The sequence below is a fragment of the Hymenobacter norwichensis DSM 15439 genome, from assembly GCF_000420705.1.
In the GTDB taxonomy this organism is placed as follows: domain Bacteria; phylum Bacteroidota; class Bacteroidia; order Cytophagales; family Hymenobacteraceae; genus Hymenobacter; species Hymenobacter norwichensis.
The window spans coordinates 222531-239969 of record NZ_ATVL01000006.1 but is presented as its reverse complement, the minus strand read 5'-3'; the positions used below and the strand labels follow the sequence as shown (position 1 = coordinate 239969).

Genomic DNA, 17439 nt, shown 5'->3' with positions numbered 1-17439 from the left:
CATGCACACTAACTATTCATTAGCGATAGGCGCGGAACAAATAGTAATAAATGCTCTCCCCAAGTTGGTTAGGATTAGTTTACTTAACCCAGGGTATGCTTCCGATGCTCTTGCTTCCATTGGCCTCGACCCTACTGACCTTGGCAAATTTCGGCCTGAGCCAGCAGTACCGATACACAACCTTAGTCTTATTAGGTTATCTAGGGCAAGTTTAATCACTTCGTTATCTTCTTCTGGCATCAGTTCATTCTCTATCTCAACAAAATATGTAGTAGAATCTAAAACCATTGATTCTTGCTCCCTAGCTTTTTCAGCTTTTGTATGGTAGTCATACATAAACCCTAGTATTCTAATATGGATAGGCATAAGCTGCCTCATAATTTCTACAAAGCTTGGGTCAACTTTATATCTGCTGTGAGGATTCGCTGCATTCGCTAGTAATAAAGACCACGTATTTCTTAATACTGCATCATCCTCCAGGGCACAATTATCAAGAATTGGCATCAAAACTTTAAGTGGCACTGGCTGTGGGTCAATATGAGCATCATCAAGAGCCTTTTTCGCATCAACGAGTGCATTGTTAGCTCTCAGCTGTTTCACCCATTCCAACTGCTTGACAAAATCTCTTCCGGTTTCAGCAATTTCTTGGGCTGCTGGGCCTAAAAATGTGCTTAGGATGGGTTTCGCCAATTTATATACAGCTGCTAATTGGGCTGAATGGGTTAAAGCCTGTATACTTTCAGGACCAATGAGTGAGGTAAGCAGATCAGCCATAATGGGCGCATTTAGTTGTTGATATTAATGATAGTCAAAAAAGGCCCGCCTCAATATTGGGACGAGCCTTTTTTATGGTCACTACTTGCCAGTGGTTGGCGCTTGGCGCTTGCCACCGGCCTGGATAAGCCGCTTTTCCTTGCGGGCTCGTTCCTTGGCGTGCTTCGCCAGCATGCGGTTGTCGCGCCGGTTCTTGCTCCTGTAGTAGCGCCTAGCAGCATTGTAGCGGCGCTCCACTTTGCGGGCATTTCGGTAGTCGTACCGCGGCGGCTTGGCTTCGGAGTAGGCTACTCGCTCCTGGGGCTTGAGCCAGGGGATGCACACTGGAGCAGTGAGGTCGGCCGTATCGAGCGAGGTGCTCAGGTCGAGCAAGTAGGCATACTTGTCATGCTCTGGTGTCACCACTTCCACATCGAGGTGGGGGGCCTGGGCCAGCACGTCGGCGCACGCCAGCACGCCGAGCAAAGTTGATGCGGCCACTAAATAAATTCTCATAGGCTTGATGATGAGGTAAGAATTGAGTTGAAGGACTCAAAGCTCACCCCACCACCAGCCTCGGAAAAGGACAGCTATTTACTCTCCAGATACTTGCCAACCGATGTAGGCGACATGCCCAGGGCGGTGGCAATGGCCCGGTTGGAAATGCCGGTGGCCTTCAGCCGTTTCACCTGGGCCTGCTTATCAGCATCGACACCCGGCCGGCCGAGCACGGTGCCCTTCGCCACGGTCTTGGCTAGGCCGGCTTTGGTTCGCTCCCCCAACCGCACTCGCTCCTGCTTGGCGATGGTGGCCAGGATGCTGATGATGGCATCCTTGAACATGCCGGTCGAGTCTAGGTACTGCTCGGTGAAGCTCTTGAACTGCACACCGGCTAAGGATAGTTTTTGTAAGTGGTTCAGTGTTTCGACCACGCCTTCCCGGCTGAAACGGTCCAGCGCCCAAAACAGCACCACGTCGAAGCGGCGCTGATGGGCATCCTGAAAGAGGTGCTTGAACTGCGGCCGGTCGGCCTTGCCCCCCGAATCGGTATCGAGATACTCCTTATATGTAGTATAGCCCAGACGTTCGGCGAAGGCCCGCAGCTCACGAAGCTGGTTTTCGTTGTCCTGGCCTTTGTCGCGGGTGCTCACACGGGCATAGATGGCAGCTTTCATTATTCTCTTTACGCCTTTACTTGAGAAGCTAAATGCAAATTTATATCCTTAGTTAATTGCTCTATTAACAATGTTTTAGCTTTAGCTTTTTCAGCATCCGGCATACCCTCTGTTATTTTAAGAGCCAAACTAATATTTTGCGTTAATACTAGTTTTTGATGGTACTCTCCCATCTTTATTATAGTCTTATTGTATAAATAGAAAAATATAGCAGATATAAATTCACTTATAAGCCCTGCTGTAGTCGCAATGTATGATGAGTTTACACTTCCAATATACATAAGAACTATTCCCGCTACTATAGTAATAAATCCAAGCACAGCTATTGCAACTGCAACTGTAAAGCTCTTATCAGCTTGTATTTGGGTCTGCAAATAATATTTATCTATATATTTAAAATTTATCTTCACAAGATTAGTAAAAAAGTCTTCTTCTATACTCTCTTGAAGTTTCTCTGACTCCTCATATATAATATCTGATTTTATTTTATTATTTTTTATTTCATTATAGCTATCAGAATATTGCACAACAGCTATAATTATAACTGCAACTAAATAACAAACCGCAAGAACAACAGCTATTTGCTCTAAGCTCAAATCAACAGGTTTACCTTCTTCAGTACCACTAGCTAAAGCCCAAAGTGCGACTGCTGCTCCAAACAGACCCAGTAGTACGGCTTGTCCTAAAACATAGAGTGATGTTTTCCAAAATGGTATTCTCACAGGCGCTTTACTTGCACTCATTAGGGGTAGAATATTGTCTGAGATAAACTTGAAAGGACAGGCCTATAAAGAGTGCATGTAAGGTAGTTACAACTGTCCAAAAAAGGGTATTGAAAACGCGTCCAAAAAACGCCGTTTTTAGGCCTGTTTGGGGGTGTCGAAAACTGTCCATAAAACGGACGATTTATGGACACGCAAGCCATTCCAAACAGTCTAGAAAAGCAACACCCTCAAAAGACGTTTTTGAGGGTGTTGATATGATAGAACGATGTAGCTCCTTATGATAGACCGTTTAAGTAATGTTACAAATCTTTAGAGGCTTATCGGACGCACACTATGTGCAGCCGCGTTCATGGAACCAACGGTATGCTTTTCCCTTCGTATACCTTTTCAGAACCAATACATCTTATGAAGCTGCTACTATCCTCTCTGTTCTTCGTCCTGCTACTTATTGTCCAGCAACTGCCGACTTACGCTCAGCAAATTCGCAAAAAGACAGCTCATCCCGCTATCACGCCAACACAGCAACCGATCGACTTAGGGGACCCTGGCTGTACCTGTCTCGTTCCTTGTGCTGCTATTTCCCCCGCCCTAGATACCTACAGCTGTGTCGAGCAAATGCCAGTGCCCCCAGAAGGGGCTACCGGGTTCTTGCAAGCATTAGCTAGCCAGGTGCAGCGGCCAGCTGATTCAGCCCATTTATCAGGGCGAGTGTGGGCCACATTTGTAGTAAGCCCAGCGGGACAGCTAACGGACTTTAAGATTTCGAAAAGCCTTTCACCGGAGTATGACGCCGAAGTTTTGCGGGTGCTACAATTGCAGCCACCTTGGACACCTGGCTACCAAGATGGCAAAGCTGTACGTGTGCAAATTCTAGTGTATGTGCCGTTTGAGCCACAATAGTAATTAGCTGTGGTAGCGGTATGTAACGGCTCTATAGGAGCGAAGTACAACTTGTTTCGTTAGAATAGTACTACTGTTATCACAAGTTTCACTCAGATTGCAAACTACCACTTTTCCGAGGTGGCGCTTATAACTAACATTATGTCAATCAAATATTTTAAGATGAATGCAGGATTTTTAAAAGTACTTGGCACGAGAAAAGTCCTGTTTGCCCATAAAAGAGCGTTCAGCGAATAGCACTCACCACCCCGTCGTGCCGAATGGAGACGACCCAACGGAGGCTGGCATCGAATAAGTCAATGTTGTCAGCGACCGGGTACCAAAGGTCGTCGAAGTAGTGAGCCACATCGGCTGTCTGGAAGGTGTCCACCTCCTCAAATCGGGCCCAATTGATGAAGAGTTCTGGTAGCGGCGTAATGCCTAAGGCCGTGAGCGTCGGAAGCAAAGCAAAGTCCTGCTCGGCGTTTACCTCGTGATAGTAAGTTTGGCGTGAGGCAAGAGCGAATTCGAATTCATTGGCTGTATGGGAGGCCGTCAGCCCAAACTGTCTGGCGAGGCGAGCTTGCAGCGCCCGGCCTTCAGTAGGTAGCAGAGAGCGGTACGAAGGGAAGGGCTGAGCGTGCTCCTGTTCAAACAAGGTAATTTTAAACGCTTCCATGTTGGTAAAAGTAGGTGTTCGAATTACCTAGTGAAAAATGCCCCCGAAAAACCGCGTTTTCGGGGGCATGTTCAGGGGTGCTAAAAGTGTTCGGAAAAGACTCTATTTCGAACACCTTGCGGCTGCTTAGCTTGGTAAACATAATTCGACTTCTCGGACATTTTATTTAACTGAATGGGACCTATCCCCAATACCACAGATCTACAAGCTGAAAACCAAGCCTTACAGGCCCAGCTGTTAGAGCGTGGCCAGCAACTCTACGAAACACTCAACGCCTTAGCTGGCATGTGGAATCAATACTGCCCTCCTCCCTTCACTCATCAGACAATGACTGCGGGAGAAAACGCCGAGGTGGTCTTGCAGGCATGGCAATTACTACGATCCGATCAAACAGCTATTGACTTCTATGATCTTGGGCCCGACGAGGAGATACCGCCACTGGTAAAGTCGTTGTTGGTTAAGCAATAGGATTTACGAAGTAGTGCAACGCGAGAGCGCAGCACATCACTTTCTTGGCATAGTTGATTAACATAAAGTTAGTTATAAGCGAGATCGCGGAAAAGTGGTAGGTTTGCTCAACGGAATAACACCTATTTCATATTGTACTTTATCATTGGTTTGCATCGGAAATACAAGAGGGTTAGTAGTCCTAGTTTTATTTGGTAAGTAATCGATGCGTACACCATGGCGAGTAGGAACTGGACTGCTAATCATCGGATTTCTCGTTCTCTTTTTTGTAGTCGATGGAGCATGGTATCGACAACCTTTAGCAGATACGGCTGGGGCAACACTTTTTCAGCAACCTGGCCTTAGGTTTAAAGTTGAATGCAGCCACGACCTGATTGGGTTCAGTCCAGGCGATGGCTTCGATTTTTATGAGTACGTTCCGACGGTTCCCGTACAGCGCGCCCTTGGTTCCAGCAGTCCGTTACCGCGGTTGCGCTTTAAAAGACATGCCAGTCATTTGCAGGCAATGGATAGCCTGCTGTGGCACCCGACACCCATTCGACAGCAAGATTCGCTTTGGACATCAATCGCCACGTTCGGCAACTTGGATGATTTTCGCTGTAGCCGTCAGTTTGTCGAGCAACAGTATCTGCAGCGAGCCGGCAATTACTATGCGGCATACGGAGGCTATCCGCTGGGAACCTTCCTGTATGTATGGGTGCCGACTGAGCAAAAGCTATTCCTTATCAAGAAACGAGGGTAGGCAGGGTTAGTACTAGTAAGTCCCTACTAGCTACGTATCGTTTTACAAACGGTCCTTTGTAAAATGATACGCACTATAATTCTACAATTGTTCGAAACAACAAGTTTAGGACAGCCTTGGCGGTAATAAAACCGCCTCGCTTGTGAGGCGAGGCGGCAAGCAAAGTGTGGTGTAAGAGTTTGATCAATGCTGCGGAATTTCTCTGATGCTGTCGAACGCCACCGAGAGGTCGGCAATCAGACCATACATTTTCCGCAGCTTCGGGGCTGAGTCTTTTTCTGCATCGTTCGGGTTACGCATGATATAATCCGATAACTGATGCAGGTCGCCCACCAGCTGCTCTTTGTCTCCGTTGTACTTAGTGTGGAGCAATGTCAGAAGGGGCCGAATATCAATAATGGTATTCGTCACTGGGTCCACTGCTGGAATAGGACCACTCGGAAATTGAGTCTGCATAGGTGGGGATAAAGGTGAGATGAAGAGGGCGTTAGCTAGACTAATTACGTTAGCAGATTGCTAAAAGTATAGGATAATCGGCGAAAAGTTCCTTTTTCCTAGTCTCCTTTGCGAATTGCACTCTCAGTTTGGACTAACTGCAACTGCTTCTGGCTCTTCTGCAATTCTTGCAAACTGAGGTTTACACCCAGATTACGCTGCCATTCCTCCACCCCTGCGAGTCGCCCATTTAACTGATGCAGAGTTGATAGTAGTTCCTGCTCCCAAGTACTACCGGCCGGATTTGTTGCCAGGGTTGGTGGTGCCGGCATCTGGCTACCACCATCGGTCGTACCTCCACCTTCAGCATACCCCCGAAGGCGCTTTGCCTCCAACCAATTCTCCACCGCCAGTACCTGCGGGTCGGCCCGCATCCACTTGGGAATCACGTACTCGTCCTGATGCACGATGCCGGCCACGGCGAAACCGGTGTTGTCAACCAGCTTGCCACCGGAGCCCACGCGCATCCCCGACATTTCCAGCAACTGCCCCATCGGGTTGATGGCCATGCCCTCACCGGCATTCATCCCCCCACCTGTGCGGCCCCCCTGGGCAAACTGCTGCTTGGCGGCCTGCGACACGGCGAAGCCTGTGCGGGCAACGGCCAGGCCAGTACGAACGGCGGCATACGCCACGCTGGCTCCCGGAGGCAGCAGCTTCCAGAACGGGTTCTGCGCAGCATCCGTCCAGATACCCTGCACTTCCTGCACGCCATCGAGCACGAGTTTGGCAATGGTGAACGAGCGAATCAGCGAGGCGTTTTTCTTCCGAGCCGCTTCGTCTCTGCCTAAGATTTCAATGGTGAGCCCCAGCGCATCCGACTGCGTTTTCATCATCAGCGTCCCGAACTTTTGCATCGCCTCAGCCCGCTTCTTCGCGTTTTCCTCGGATTCCTTGGAATGCTGCCGGTCCAGCCGCTGCAACTCGCGGAACGTTTTCTGATACAACGACGAGGTTTTGCCCCCATACGATTCCTCCAGCAGCAGCTTGGCTTCAAGACTAGCGTGCTTGGCCTCGTAGAGCAGTTGGTCGCGGGTGGCCTCGGTGATGAGCAAGTCTTCAAACTGCGCCTGAATAACCGTCTCCCGCTCGGTTTCTGCCGCTTCCTCCTCGGCCAGGCTCTTTTCGAAGGCTGCTTTTTTCGCTTCCTCAGCCTGCTTGCGGTATTTCTCGTCGATGGCCTCCACTTCCCGGTTCATGGCTTCCCGGTTGGCTTGAGCCTGCACGGCCTGCTCGGCTTCGGTGCCGGTGATGAGCCGCGACTTTCGGTCGTATTTGAGTTTCACCGCGGCCAACTCCCGCTCGTGGCTGTCAGCGATGGCGGCCACGCGGGCATCTTCCAGCTTAGCCTCGAACTCCATCTGCTTTTTCAGCGCATCCTGCCGAGCCTTATCGGCTTTGTCCTGGGCAGCCGCAATCTTCTTCAGGGCAGCCTCCCGCGCTTTTTCAGCCTTCTGCTCATCGGCCTCCGTCAGCCCGTTGCCGCCCGATTTGCGCATAGGGGTTGGGTCAGCCCCGGCGTTTTTCACCGTGGCATTCGCCTCCAGTGTGATGCTTTGTTTCGCGGAAGCCGCGGCAAACGCCTTGTTGTAGGCTTCACCAGCATTCTTGCCCATGTTGCCGAACTCGGCCGCGGCCCCACTGAAGTCGCGGTCCAGCAGCCTGCGCCAGGCCCGGCCGATGGTACCGAACCGGCTCTCGGCCTCGGCACTGAACGCAGCAAAATACGCCGGCCCGTTGGTGAGCAGTTGATAGAGCGTGCGGATAGGCATGGTCATGAATTCCAACGCGGCCCGCGCCGTTTCCGAACTTTTGGCCCACTCCACCAGCGACTTCACGCCGTCGGCTAACGCGCCCCACAACAGCTTGGTAGGCGTGAGGATGGCCCGGAACACATTGCCCAGCGCCTCCCCGACCGATTTGGCCGAGGTGCCTTCCTTGCTTACCCAGCCCATCGACTCCCCTAGCTCCATCAGCGAGTTCCAGATGTCCTTCACCGGCTGCGCCAGTTCCCGGAACGTGGCCCCCAACGATACCAGCAACGTGTAGAGCACCGTCATGGCCTTGTTGGTCAGGGTGCTCATAATCACGCTGCCGCCCTCAAACGACTTAGCCAGCTCGTTTTGCGAGTCGGCCAGTTCCTTTTCCGAGAGCAGCTGCGCCCGCTGGCGCTGCACGTACACGTTGGTTTTATCGACGAGCTGGTCCACACCCACCCCCACGTTTTGCAACGACTTTAGATAGTCGAGGCCGGCATCTTCCCCCGGCCCACCGAACACGTCGGCTACCACCGTTTGCAGCTGAGCAGCCGGAATCTTGGTGTCGTTCATCTCTTTCGAGATGCGGCGCAGGGCCTCCACCGACGTCATGCTGCCCTTATTCACCCCATCCAGGATTTCCTTAGTGAATTCCGGGCCGAAGGCGGCGTACATGGCATCCCGCGTAGATTTCGTCTGCTCGTTGATGCGCAGGCCGAACTCTTTCACCACGTCGGCACCCTTATCGGAGAAAATACCGCTGGTTACCGACTGCGAAATCACGCCGATGGCTTCGTTGGCGCTCAGGCCGGCCTGTTTGAACTGAGGGCCGTACTCCTTCACCTGGTCGAGGAACTCGCCGCTGGCATCGGCCCCGCTCAGGAAGCCCTGCTCAATCAGGCGCATGGCTTCCTGCTGGCTCACGCCCATCGTTTTGCTGAGCGAGTTGCTGGCCACCAGTACCTCATTAAAGTCCTTACCGAAGGTGCGGGCCACGGCCATCACCGAACTGGTGAGGTTATCCAACTCGGCCCCGGTCGCGCCGGTCAGCCCGTTGATGTTGCCCCGCAGTGCCACCACTTCTTTGGTGGTGTTGATAATTTCCGCACCCAGTTCCTTGATGCCGTCGATAATAGCTTCGGTGCCGACCGTCACGCCGGCAAAGGCCATCGCCTGCGAAAACACGCTCTGCGACTCCTTCACCTGGCCCAGCTCCTCTTTCACATCGCCAATGCGGGCCTTCATTTCCCGGTAGTCCTGGATAATCTTTTCGCGCCCTGGGTCGTCGGCCGAGAGCTTGCGGAACTGATTATACAGAACGGCGGCAGCCGCGTCCATTTCCTTCAAACTGGCATTGACCTTTTGCCCGTTAACGACTATCTCAATAGTTCTCTTTTCGGTTTCACCAGCCATACGACTTTCCTTATAAGTTAATTTCCACGGTTTTGGGTAGCCCCATGCTCACCGAAGCGATGAGCGTGCGGCCACTGATATCACTCATTAATTCACCCAGCCGGTGCTGTTCGCGGGCCAGTTGCTTGCTCTGCCAGCGCTTGGCCTTCCGCTCGTGGCGGCGCAGCTTGCCCTTCTCATTGCGCAGGCGGTTGTAGTCACGGCTGCCCTTGGTTTGGCCGGCTCCCATGCCCCGGCCCACGCCCATATCGACGTACATCCCCTGCACGGCGTACACTAGGCGCAGCTTCAGCTCGTCGCCGGCCGCGCCGCCGACGAGCGTACCCAGGAAGCTCTCATAGAGCTGCCCGGTGGAGCCAATCTTCATCTTCTTGATGTTGGCCCGAAACTTCTCGATGCTGAAGCGCAGCCACTCCAGCGCCATCCGGTGCCGTTCGGCGGCCAGGTCGGGCCGCTGCTCTTGGGTTGGCTGTGTCATCGTACTTGCTGATAGATAATGGTGGCCTTGCTCAGCTTGCGCCGCAAGTCGATGGTCACGCTGATTTGCTGCCAGAGCCGTAAGTGGTGGTCGACCATCTCCAGCCGACCCGGCTCGATGCTGCGCAAGTCAGCCAGCGTGAACGGCACCTCGTATTCCGTTTCAGTGGCCTGGCTGCGGAACGTGTACCACGCCTGCCCGAACTGCTGGTACAGCCCCTGCGGCCCGTCCCAGTGCAAGCTCAGTTGCCCCACCGACGCGCCAGCATAGTTGACCGTGCCGGCCGTGCCCAGCGGATAGCTGTTGCCGCGGCCATCGGGCTGGAGCCCGCGGTTGAAGAGCAGCCGCAGCCCGGTGCGGCTTTCCTCGCCCAGGTCATAGGCTGCCGAGGCCCCTTTGGCGCTGATGGCTGGCACGAGCCACTGCCGCCCCGCGGCCAGTGGATCTTCCTCCCGCACCAGGTGCAGCGTGCCCGCGTCGACGGTGATGTCCTCTTTCGCCGACCCGATGCGGAAGCTCTGCCAACTCGTGTCGAGCGATTTATCCAACTCGTCGTTGCCATCAGGTTTTTGAATGAGCTGCCAGCCCTCAGTCAGGTTGGGCGCACTACGCTGGAGCACGCCACTACGGTCCTGGTAGTCCGTGCGCCCCAACTCCCTCTTCAAAAAGCGCATGCGCAGATGCTTGCGCTGGGTGTCTACCTGGTAGCCCAGCGTGAACAGGCCTTGCAGGGCCAGCAGCAACGCAGCCACCGTGATATCGGGCACGTGGCGGGCCAGCTCTACGTTGGCCAGCACCGCGCCGGTGGCATCCTCCAGCGCCCGGTCACTGTAAATCACCAGCTGCTGAATTTCCAGCTCGTCGACAAAGTCGCCGCTCACGCTCCAGCCGAAGTGCGCCAGCGCCTTGCGTAGCACCGGCACCAGGTACGGCTGGGGCGCAAAGCAATGCTGCTTACTGGCCACCGCTGGGTAGCCGGCCGGCCCGTAGTAGTTGACGATGCCTTTGAAGTCCTTGTTTTTCTCGCCGTAGAAGGCCGTGTTGCGCACTGGCAGCAGGGCATAATCGGGGCTGGCATTGCTGCGCATGAATGGCACCGTGCCCAGGTCCAGGTCCGAAAGTCGGATGCCCTTGATTTCCTCCCGCAAGGCCCCAGCATCGGCCGTGAACTTATACGTGAGCTTCTTCTTGGCTTCGTCGCACTCGCCGTATTTCAGCGCTCCGATACGCCAAAGTGGGCCGTCGAGCAGCAACTGCGCCGGCAACGGCGCTGGGCCACCTGGCACCCGGCTGCGGTGTGGGAAGCCTAGCGTGCGCAGGTTGTCGCGCGTCCAGCTAAAGGAAAACGGCAGCGAGGTGGTGCCGGGAATGGCCTCCTCCTCGAAGTACGGATTCCGGATTTCCAGGCTCAGGGAACCGTCGCCGAGTTGCAGCTCGTCGCCGGCCAGCGTTAGCAGCCGAATCATAGCCGCCCCCCTTCTCCAGCCGCCACGGGCCGGGTGAGTGCCGCGGGCAGCACCGGCAGCCGCGGCGAGAACACGCGCTGGCGGGGCAACTCGAAGTCGAACACAAACACGCGGGTGGTGTCGCCGTCGCTGAAGGCTTCCAGTGCCTTGGGCTTGACCTTGCCCGGCCAGTAGAAACCGTCGCGCACCATCGTCACGCGCCGGCTGAGCACGAACTCCTGCAAGTGCAACTGCTCGGCCCGCGAGAGCGAGCCGGTCTGTACGTTGAGCACCATGGTGCCGGAGCGGTCCAGCACCACCGTGTCGCCCAGCAGCGGGTTGTAGCGCGGGTTGGGGCCGCGTTCAGCTTCCTCCTGCACCGGCGTGAACGTACCCACCGCGTCGCCAATGCACGCCAGCGTATTGACCCCACCCAGGCTGTTGGTATAAAGGAAGTAACGCTTCTGTGGGGCATAGCGGTACTCCAGCTGGTAACGCCGCTCCTCGGACTGGGGCACCCCCAGCTCATCGACTACCTGCACGCTCCAGCCCAGCACCCGACGTTTAGGCGACTCGTAGCGCGAAAGCCCCAGGGCCTCGTAGCTCACCGGCACGCAGAACACCTCGTAGCGCTTCACGCCTCCATACGGCAGAGTCGTTAAGCGCTCCGTTTTGCCATTGGTGCACTGTACGCTCACCTGCAGGGCGAACGAGGGCAGGGCAAACGAGTCCACCATGAAGTAGAGGTACTCGGGCTGGTCGGCGTACACGGGCTTGTCGTTGGGCTGCCAGGTCAGGAAGGGCTTGGCAGCCGCCTGATAGGCACTGAACCACGTGCGGGCCGCGTATTCAAAGTAATCGAGGCCGCCCAGCACCACATAGTTGGTGCTTTGCAGCTGCTGCGGGCCATCCTCCAACGGCTCCCCGAACCGCTCGTAACTGAGCAAGTAGAAGCGCTTGAACAGCGAATCGGCCCGGCTGATGGCCTGCTGGCCCGGCGCAGGCAGGTGCTCCTGCAAGTAGGTATCGAGCAGGGCCTGCACTTCAAAGGTGGTGCGGCCGTCGCGGTCGGCGGGCTGCTCCAGCACGTCGCCCAGGCGCACGAACTCGTCACTCAAATATTCCGGCTCGATGTACACCTCGCAGCAAAACGAGAGGTTCGGCTTGGTGGTGGGGTCGGTCCGGTAGGCGTCGCCGGCATCGAGCGGCAGCAGGATGGGGTTAAGTGAGAAATAAAACTGGAAAGCCGAAATGGTGACGGTTGCACTGGCCGTCGCGCCCCGCGCATCGGTGATGGTGCAAGTGTAGGTGCCTGGCTCCAGGTCGAGCCGGGTGGGCAGCGTGCTGCCATCCTCCCACGCGTAGGCATAAGGAGCCAGGCCCCCGCTTACTTGTAGAGTCACGTCGTTTTCCACCCGGTTGACTACCACACTCAGTTGATCATCCTGACCCACCAGTACGGTCACCGACGTACTGGCCCCGCTGGAGTCGGCCACCACGCAGGTGTAGCGGCCGGCCCGTAGGTTGCTGCGGCTGGCCGTGGTAGGGCCATCGGCCCAGGTATAAGTGTACACCCCATCGTTGCCGTTGCGGGCCGTTAGGGTGATGGAGCCAGTGGCCGAGCCAAAGATGCCGGCATCGTTTACCTGCTGATCCACGAACACCGGCCGGATGGTATCGGCCTGGTCCCATTGCAGAATGCCATAGAGCCCGGTGTGCGGCAAGTCCTGCATGGGCTGGAAGTCCAGCGCCCGGTCGTAGGCAGTGGCCTCAATGGTCACCAGCGTACAATACGGCAGCTGAATCTCTTCCTCGCTGACAGTGTAGGGCAGGTTAAAGGCCAGGATACGCGCCCGCACCGCGGCCACAAACGACAGCGCGTTCTGGCGCTGATAGTTGCTCTGGGGCGGAATGATGCGGAACGTGTTGATGCCCGTACCATTATAGCTGGGCTCGAACAGGTGGTACAAGCCGCCCAGAAACAGCTGGACCCATTTGCCGTCCTGGGGGTTGACCACCTGGACAACTTGTTTTGCTAATCTTTCGCCGGCCATCAGTCGAGGAATTTAGAAGGTTGGTAAGTCAGCGCCTGCGTGGCGGCACTGCGGAACACGTAGTTGAAGCGGCAGCCCACCAGGCCGTCGCCGATGGGGCCAATGGCTTCCTGCAGCACGTCGTCGGGCGTGATGCGCAGGCCGGCCGCGGTGAGCTGCTCGATGTATGCGCCCATCAGCTCCTCCCCGATCCGCTCGCATTCGTCGAGCACGTCGTCGCGGCCGTCGTAGTCGTCGCGGCCCACCAGCTTCAGCACCAGAAAGGCGCTGTGGTGGTACTTGGCGTAGAAGTCGCCCTCGTTATCCGAGTAGTCGGCCTGGTAGTTTTCCAGCACCATCGCGGCCTTGCCATCGCTCAAATCCAGGCGGTTGCGCAGGCTGGCGTTGAACTCGCTCAGGTCGAGCTGCTTTTGAATGGGGTCGGAACTGATGAGGATGCGCAGGAAGCGGCACTTCTCGGGCGAGTGCTGAATGTCGACGTGGCGGCGGGCCAGTTCCCGGCCCATTGCGGTGTATTGTTTGTGGCGCATTGGTTAGGGATTGTGTTGGCGGTGTAGTTCGCGCAGGCGCTCGGCCGCTTCCTGATCATCCTGCATCTTGGCCAGCACGAGGCGGGCATTTTGGCGGCTGGTTTCGGTTAGGGTGCCGAAGGTGCTGCCCGACAACTCGCGCAGCACGTAGTCCCAGCCCTTGGCGCTGGCCTGCTCCTGGTGGGCCGAGGTGAACACGTCCGGGTAGGCGTATTCCAGCGCCTTGCGGCAGCCAGCATACCAGGTATAGATGGCGAGTTTCTCGGTGCTGGGCAGGGCCTCCAACATAAAAACCCGCTTTTCCAGCAGGTGCTCGTTGAAGTCTTCGCGCCGGTCGCCGCCGAACTCCGGGGAGTTGGGGTCGTAGTTGCGGCGCTGGGGCCGGTAGAGCACGGCCACCAGCTTGTCGAGCATGGCCACCTGGCTGCGGTCCTGGCTGTAGCGCACGAAGTAGGCGTCGGCGAAGATGAACTCGGCAAAGCTCATGTTGCGGAAGTGCTCCCGCGGCCCGTAGAAGGTGCGGCGCAAGGGGTCGCGCCAGGCCGGCAACTGTACGCTGCCTAGCTTCTGCTCAGTAAGGCTATTCTCCTCAAGGAGAAAGTCGGTCAGCCAGAGGAGCTGGGCCACCTGCACGTCGGTAAAGTGAATGACCAACGCCAACGGCACGTCGAGCAGTACGCTCAGCAGCCACAGGCGCAAATCGGTTTCGGTGCGGTGCTTGGCGTACAAGTGGCGCACCACCTCCAGCAGCTGCTTGCGCGGGAGGGCGTTCCAGGTGTCGGCTACCTTCCGGTGCCGGCCACCGATACTAACATCATGCATGGGTGAGGAAGTAGTTTCCTCAAAGCTCCCGCTCCCCGAACCGACGAAAAAGGACACAAAAAAGCCTCAACCTATCTGGCCGAGGCTATTAAATAAATTTCACTAATCTGGTTTTTCAGCGTTTCTGCGCCTGATGATTTGAATTCCTGGCAAAACAGGGACCTCCCCAGGTTTGATAGCAGTTTCTGCTAGAGAAGCGTATCTATGTTCTAACCCTAATTGCAATTCGTTTATAAGTGCTGCAAGGTCATCAAAATTCACGCTAACTGGATACGGGGTGCCCCAAGTAAAAGATGGAGTACCGTCCGCTTTAGTACCAGGAATTCTGTCTTGCATCAAATACCTCAACTCTAAATTATGAGCTCCTATTTCATGTTCCTTATCTTCTCCCTCAATTGCTCCATAAGCGGTATTTTTCATTCCAAACCGATCTACCCCTGAGTGCATTATAAATAGAGCGGGATGATTGTCACTTGAATTATACACCCAATTCACATCACCAAAAGCTGAACCGCCAACTTTTGCGAAGTGTCTCTTTATTCTCTCATCAATGTGATGAAAAGAGCCTCTTATACCCGTCACGGAGTTCATTAATTGCATAAAATTTCGTCTGCTAAATCCTACTATTGGGCCAGGTACGAATTTCAACAGTATGTCTAAGCGGTGGATATTATCAAGAAGAATCCACACATCAGCCATAATACTGCTGTGTCTTACTCCATAGCTAACATCAATGTCTTTTACGCTATTTAACCCTACGTTAGGTCTAGAAAATGTAATTGCACCATCAGTTGATTGTCGCGCAGTATCGTTTGTAAGAGCTGTGAACTGCAATCCTTTTTGCTCCTCGCCATAGCGGTCTAACTTTTCCTTGAGCCGATCACTAGCTTCCGCCAACGTTTGAAATATTATTCTCATACCATCAACGGCTGATGCTTCACTCAAACTAGCAATCTTTGCTGCTGCATGTAGTAAGACAGCGTTTTTGGGTTCATTTATTCTGAATGCCATACCGCAAGTGCATCTATATTAATTCTGAACCACTGGCTTGCGTTTGAGCATATACAGGTTGTATTCGCCGTAGGGTGTCTGCTCCTGGCCGTTGGGAGTAGCGACCCAGCCGAGGCTATCAAGTAAGGCTAGGACTGCCCCTTCGTTTTCAAATTCGCGGGCACGGTTGCCCTTGCGAGTGGCGTACAGATTGAACTTGGAGTAGCGCTTCACGCCATCCTCCAGCATCAGTGCCCGACGTGGGGCTTTGCGGCCGGCCATAGTTTTGGCGATGGCCACGGGTGGGGAATCCTGGGCGAAGCCGACGAAGGCCAGTGCCCCTAGCAGTACAGCAAATAATAGCGTTTTCATATAGTATGACTGGTGAAAACCAAACATACTGAAAACTGAAATCAGGCCTGTGTGATGAAGCCAAACCGCTTTAGGTCGGCCGTAAAGTTGGCAATGGAATTCGTGCGGACTTCCACCCCCTTCTGAACCTTGGCGCGGCTGGCCATGCCTTCCATAAAATCTTCGATACTGACGCTGGGCACCCAGGCTTGCGCGTCGCGGCGTAAGGCTTCTACTAGGCCGAGGTCGGTGGTGGCCTCTACCTGGCCACCACCTAGTATTTCGTATTTGGGCATGTTAGCGGTTTTGTAGCGCCGTGCGGCGGCGGGTGTAGTAGGTTGCAATGTCGCGGGGGTTAAAGGTAGTAAATTCAGCTACGGGCAGGTTTGGGGCTACTAGGCGGGCCTTCGAGTAGTCTACTAGGTTAGCCAGGAATTTCACCCAAAAGCTTATTTTTTCATAGTTGGTGGTTCCGCTGTGCTGGCGAAATTCGATGGTGCCTTGCCGGGTGAAGGCTTGCATGTTCACCTTGTGGTAGCGGCTGCCTCCGTTGGCGGCGCGGCTTAGCTCCTCGGCCGTGGTGGCGGCTAGTATTTGGCGTTCGGCTTCGGCCATCGTGCGGCTGCGTTGTAGGCTTTGGCAGTAGGTATTGGCCGAGCCGCGGCGGTTGGCGGGCATTACCGAGTCGATGCTGGTTTCGAGTACCAGGTAGTTGCGTACTAGGTTTTTCATGTTTTCTACCGTTAGGTCCGAGGCCCCGAGGTGTACGTGCAGGCCGCAGGAGTTATTTACCTGGGCTCCGCAGGCGTTCAGGGCGCGGCAGGCGCGGGCCAAATCCTCCAGTCCTTCGTAGCCGCGCAGTACGGGGCTTACCAGTTCGAAGGCGTTAGGGCCGGTTACGCTGCCGTCGCTTACAATTTTCCAGTATGGGCGGGTGGTGTGGTTGTAGCCGTCGCTGTGGGCTTCCAGGCCCTGGGCGCGTAGCTCGTTTACCAAGGCTTCGCGGGTGCAGCCGTAGGCTTCTATTTCTACGCCGAAGGTGCGGTCGAAGCGGGCGGGCTGGTACGGGGCCAGGGCAGCTACGGTAGCGGTGCGGGTCGGCGTGGCCAGGGCGGTGGTAGCGCGGGCGGCTACCCAGGCGGCATATACGTTCTGGGCGAAACCGTAGCCTACGTTCATCATCGTGGCTACTTCGCGGCGGCTCAGGCCCAGGCCGAAAAGCTGCTGCATTTTCCAAGTTTTAGTAGTTCCGGTGCTGGCGAGGATTTGGGCTGCGGTCATTATCGTAAGGCGTTGTGTTCGTGTCGTTTAGGTGATACAAACAACGCATCGTGTGCCGCGACTATCAAGTTTAATCACTTGTTTTTGAGTGCATTAGCGCAGATTCAATGCACGGTCTAATTGTCCGACTGGCACGGTGCAATCGGGCACAAAAAAACCCCGGCTGGTGGGCCGGGGCAGTCTGTTTTCGTTGGTTTTAAGGGCGGTGCCCAAGGGCATCCACTAGTTCCTCCAGGGCTTTAATGATGCCAGCAAACTGAATATCGCGGGCCGTGGGTGGGGTGAAGGCGATGTTGTACCGTTCACACAGCTTCCACATTTCAGCGTCGTCGATACCTGCTGGCTTTACGAGCGGCAAGTTGGGGGCCTCTTGGGCCGATTCTTCAGAAGTAGCCATAATGC

General features: G+C 55.1%; 20 protein-coding genes. 3 read left to right on the top strand and 17 right to left on the bottom strand.

The annotated features are described in order from the left end of the window. Nucleotides 1-12 precede the first annotated feature (12 nt). From G536_RS0102125 to G536_RS31720, 4 genes are all read right to left on the bottom strand, one after another. Entirely contained in the window at nucleotides 13-774 is a 762-nt protein-coding gene (locus G536_RS0102125; RefSeq protein ID WP_022821931.1) for an Abi-alpha family protein, read from the bottom strand. Between the two features lie 81 nt (nucleotides 775-855). Continuing rightward, on the bottom strand, nucleotides 856-1269 hold the full coding sequence (locus G536_RS0102120; RefSeq protein ID WP_157530334.1) for a hypothetical protein: 414 nt from the start codon (nucleotides 1267-1269) through the stop codon (nucleotides 856-858). A gap of 74 nt (nucleotides 1270-1343) precedes the next feature. Next, complete coding sequence (locus G536_RS25840) at nucleotides 1344-1928, bottom strand: recombinase family protein (protein ID WP_022821929.1); 585 nt, start codon at nucleotides 1926-1928, stop codon at nucleotides 1344-1346. Nucleotides 1929-1936: 8 nt separating this feature from the next. Further along, nucleotides 1937-2671: a TRADD-N-associated membrane domain-containing protein gene (locus G536_RS31720; RefSeq protein ID WP_022821928.1), complete on the bottom strand. Its 735-nt coding sequence runs from the start codon at nucleotides 2669-2671 to the stop codon at nucleotides 1937-1939. A 315-nt stretch (nucleotides 2672-2986) separates the two neighbouring features. On the opposite strand from G536_RS31720, the gene G536_RS33030 reads away from it, so the two are divergent. After that, entirely contained in the window at nucleotides 2987-3553 is a 567-nt protein-coding gene (locus G536_RS33030; protein WP_084708451.1) for an energy transducer TonB, read from the top strand. Nucleotides 3554-3779: 226 nt separating this feature from the next. Here the strand turns inward: G536_RS33030 and G536_RS0102100 are convergent, their stop codons facing one another. Then, nucleotides 3780-4211, bottom strand: a complete 432-nt coding sequence (locus G536_RS0102100; protein ID WP_022821926.1) for a hypothetical protein — start codon at nucleotides 4209-4211, stop codon at nucleotides 3780-3782. Nucleotides 4212-4385: 174 nt separating this feature from the next. Between G536_RS0102100 and G536_RS0102095 the strand changes: the two genes are divergently transcribed. Further along, nucleotides 4386-4679, top strand: coding sequence for a hypothetical protein (locus tag G536_RS0102095; protein ID WP_022821925.1), 294 nt, complete (start codon nucleotides 4386-4388; stop codon nucleotides 4677-4679). A 205-nt stretch (nucleotides 4680-4884) separates the two neighbouring features. After that, the gene (locus tag G536_RS31980) at nucleotides 4885-5421 is read left to right on the top strand and encodes a hypothetical protein (RefSeq protein ID WP_157530332.1); all 537 of its coding nucleotides are present in this window, start codon (nucleotides 4885-4887) and stop codon (nucleotides 5419-5421) included. 183 nt (nucleotides 5422-5604) lie between these two features. On the opposite strand, the gene G536_RS0102085 is transcribed toward G536_RS31980, so the two are convergent. The 12 genes from G536_RS0102085 to G536_RS0102030 all read right to left on the bottom strand — a co-directional run bounded on the left by G536_RS0102085 (nucleotide 5605) and on the right by G536_RS0102030 (nucleotide 17434). Next, a complete protein-coding gene (locus G536_RS0102085) occupies nucleotides 5605-5877 on the bottom strand; it encodes a hypothetical protein (RefSeq protein WP_022821923.1) in 273 nt (90 codons plus the stop codon). Between the two features lie 98 nt (nucleotides 5878-5975). Further along, entirely contained in the window at nucleotides 5976-9011 is a 3036-nt protein-coding gene (locus tag G536_RS0102080; protein WP_169515029.1) for a phage tail tape measure protein, read from the bottom strand. A gap of 85 nt (nucleotides 9012-9096) precedes the next feature. Continuing rightward, nucleotides 9097-9564 carry a hypothetical protein gene (locus G536_RS0102075; protein ID WP_022821921.1) on the bottom strand — a complete coding sequence of 156 codons (468 nt, stop codon included), beginning with the start codon at nucleotides 9562-9564 and terminating at the stop codon, nucleotides 9097-9099. Beyond that, nucleotides 9561-11030 (bottom strand): hypothetical protein, encoded by a 1470-nt coding sequence (locus G536_RS0102070; RefSeq protein ID WP_022821920.1) that lies wholly within the window; start codon nucleotides 11028-11030, stop codon nucleotides 9561-9563. The genes G536_RS0102075 and G536_RS0102070 overlap by 4 nt, the downstream gene beginning before the upstream one ends. Beyond that, nucleotides 11027-13063: a SprB repeat-containing protein gene (locus G536_RS0102065; RefSeq protein WP_022821919.1), complete on the bottom strand. Its 2037-nt coding sequence runs from the start codon at nucleotides 13061-13063 to the stop codon at nucleotides 11027-11029. Before G536_RS0102065 ends, G536_RS0102070 begins: the two co-directional genes overlap by 4 nt. Further along, entirely contained in the window at nucleotides 13063-13593 is a 531-nt protein-coding gene (locus G536_RS0102060; RefSeq protein WP_022821918.1) for a hypothetical protein, read from the bottom strand. The genes G536_RS0102065 and G536_RS0102060 overlap by 1 nt, the downstream gene beginning before the upstream one ends. 3 nt (nucleotides 13594-13596) lie before the next feature. Beyond that, on the bottom strand, nucleotides 13597-14415 hold the full coding sequence (locus tag G536_RS0102055) for a hypothetical protein (protein WP_022821917.1): 819 nt from the start codon (nucleotides 14413-14415) through the stop codon (nucleotides 13597-13599). A 102-nt stretch (nucleotides 14416-14517) separates the two neighbouring features. Continuing rightward, nucleotides 14518-15426, bottom strand: coding sequence for a hypothetical protein (locus tag G536_RS0102050; protein ID WP_157530330.1), 909 nt, complete (start codon nucleotides 15424-15426; stop codon nucleotides 14518-14520). An 18-nt stretch (nucleotides 15427-15444) separates the two neighbouring features. Beyond that, the gene (locus G536_RS0102045; RefSeq protein ID WP_022821915.1) at nucleotides 15445-15777 is read right to left on the bottom strand and encodes a hypothetical protein; all 333 of its coding nucleotides are present in this window, start codon (nucleotides 15775-15777) and stop codon (nucleotides 15445-15447) included. A gap of 41 nt (nucleotides 15778-15818) precedes the next feature. After that, a complete protein-coding gene (locus tag G536_RS0102040; protein WP_022821914.1) occupies nucleotides 15819-16052 on the bottom strand; it encodes a hypothetical protein in 234 nt (77 codons plus the stop codon). A gap of 1 nt (nucleotide 16053) precedes the next feature. Then, nucleotides 16054-16986 (bottom strand): amidoligase family protein, encoded by a 933-nt coding sequence (locus G536_RS25825; RefSeq protein WP_169515028.1) that lies wholly within the window; start codon nucleotides 16984-16986, stop codon nucleotides 16054-16056. Between the two features lie 247 nt (nucleotides 16987-17233). After that, nucleotides 17234-17434: a hypothetical protein gene (locus G536_RS0102030; RefSeq protein WP_022821912.1), complete on the bottom strand. Its 201-nt coding sequence runs from the start codon at nucleotides 17432-17434 to the stop codon at nucleotides 17234-17236. Nucleotides 17435-17439 lie beyond the last annotated feature (5 nt).

What these genes read in the sequence shown, in the direction of transcription:
- G536_RS0102075 (WP_022821921.1), bottom strand. Translation starts at nt 9,564, where the DNA reads ATGACACAGCCAACCCAAGAGCAGCGGCCCGACCTGGCCGCCGAACGG.
- G536_RS33030 (WP_084708451.1), top strand. Translation starts at nt 2,987, where the DNA reads ATGTGCAGCCGCGTTCATGGAACCAACGGTATGCTTTTCCCTTCGTAT.
- G536_RS0102065 (WP_022821919.1), bottom strand. Translation starts at nt 13,063, where the DNA reads ATGGCCGGCGAAAGATTAGCAAAACAAGTTGTCCAGGTGGTCAACCCC.
- G536_RS0102045 (WP_022821915.1), bottom strand. Translation starts at nt 15,777, where the DNA reads ATGAAAACGCTATTATTTGCTGTACTGCTAGGGGCACTGGCCTTCGTC.
- G536_RS0102040 (WP_022821914.1), bottom strand. Translation starts at nt 16,052, where the DNA reads ATGCCCAAATACGAAATACTAGGTGGTGGCCAGGTAGAGGCCACCACC.
- G536_RS31980 (WP_157530332.1), top strand. Translation starts at nt 4,885, where the DNA reads ATGCGTACACCATGGCGAGTAGGAACTGGACTGCTAATCATCGGATTT.
- G536_RS0102055 (WP_022821917.1), bottom strand. Translation starts at nt 14,415, where the DNA reads ATGCATGATGTTAGTATCGGTGGCCGGCACCGGAAGGTAGCCGACACC.
- G536_RS0102120 (WP_157530334.1), bottom strand. Translation starts at nt 1,269, where the DNA reads ATGAGAATTTATTTAGTGGCCGCATCAACTTTGCTCGGCGTGCTGGCG.
- G536_RS0102095 (WP_022821925.1), top strand. Translation starts at nt 4,386, where the DNA reads ATGGGACCTATCCCCAATACCACAGATCTACAAGCTGAAAACCAAGCC.
- G536_RS0102070 (WP_022821920.1), bottom strand. Translation starts at nt 11,030, where the DNA reads ATGATTCGGCTGCTAACGCTGGCCGGCGACGAGCTGCAACTCGGCGAC.
- G536_RS31720 (WP_022821928.1), bottom strand. Translation starts at nt 2,671, where the DNA reads ATGAGTGCAAGTAAAGCGCCTGTGAGAATACCATTTTGGAAAACATCA.
- G536_RS0102100 (WP_022821926.1), bottom strand. Translation starts at nt 4,211, where the DNA reads ATGGAAGCGTTTAAAATTACCTTGTTTGAACAGGAGCACGCTCAGCCC.
- G536_RS0102125 (WP_022821931.1), bottom strand. Translation starts at nt 774, where the DNA reads ATGGCTGATCTGCTTACCTCACTCATTGGTCCTGAAAGTATACAGGCT.
- G536_RS0102030 (WP_022821912.1), bottom strand. Translation starts at nt 17,434, where the DNA reads ATGGCTACTTCTGAAGAATCGGCCCAAGAGGCCCCCAACTTGCCGCTC.
- G536_RS25840 (WP_022821929.1), bottom strand. Translation starts at nt 1,928, where the DNA reads ATGAAAGCTGCCATCTATGCCCGTGTGAGCACCCGCGACAAAGGCCAG.
- G536_RS0102080 (WP_169515029.1), bottom strand. Translation starts at nt 9,011, where the DNA reads ATGGACGCGGCTGCCGCCGTTCTGTATAATCAGTTCCGCAAGCTCTCG.
- G536_RS0102060 (WP_022821918.1), bottom strand. Translation starts at nt 13,593, where the DNA reads ATGCGCCACAAACAATACACCGCAATGGGCCGGGAACTGGCCCGCCGC.
- G536_RS0102085 (WP_022821923.1), bottom strand. Translation starts at nt 5,877, where the DNA reads ATGCAGACTCAATTTCCGAGTGGTCCTATTCCAGCAGTGGACCCAGTG.
- G536_RS25825 (WP_169515028.1), bottom strand. Translation starts at nt 16,986, where the DNA reads ATGCAGCAGCTTTTCGGCCTGGGCCTGAGCCGCCGCGAAGTAGCCACG.
- G536_RS0102050 (WP_157530330.1), bottom strand. Translation starts at nt 15,426, where the DNA reads ATGGCATTCAGAATAAATGAACCCAAAAACGCTGTCTTACTACATGCA.